The organism is Carnobacterium sp., from assembly GCF_040274425.1.
The window spans coordinates 1-566 of sequence record NZ_JBEMBC010000204.1 but is presented as its reverse complement, the minus strand read 5'-3'; the positions used below and the strand labels follow the sequence as shown (position 1 = coordinate 566).

Here is a 566-nt window from a genome sequence, read left to right as displayed (position 1 = left end):
TTTTAATACTCACATTACGAGTGAAGAAATCTTGGAAAGGGAAATTCGTTGCTGGAGTCATATAAACTCCAGTTACCATCAACGTCCCAAATTTCTTCACAGCTTCACTTGCCGTTTGAATTGGTGAGTAAGAACCGCTTTGCGGGGTAAGAATTTCTTTAGTTTTTTCTTTGATTGGTGTTACACCATCCATTCCTACACAATCAATTACTACCTCAGCACCGCCCTTAGTCATTTCATATAATTCACTACCAACTTTAGAAACATCTGAAAAATTCACGGTCTCTACGCCGTTCATTTTTTTCGCATGCTGCAAACGATGATCGACGTTATCTACGGCAATTACACGTTTAGCACCTTTCATTTTGGCAAATTTTTGTACAAATAATCCGATAGGGCCAGAACCCAATACGATTACTGTATCTCCTGGTTTCATATCACTATGCTCTACACTCCAATATGCTGTTGGCAGTACATCTGATAGAAATAATACCTTTTCATCCGGTAGATTACTTTCAGGAACAACAAAAGAAGTCAAATCTGCAAATGGGACACGTAAGTATTCA

General features: G+C 38.3%; 1 protein-coding gene. It reads right to left on the bottom strand.

What is annotated here, in order from left to right; genetic code table 11:
* The coding region (locus tag ABS911_RS15295) for a zinc-binding dehydrogenase (protein ID WP_350468259.1) at nucleotides 1-566 on the bottom strand (566 nt) is incomplete at both ends.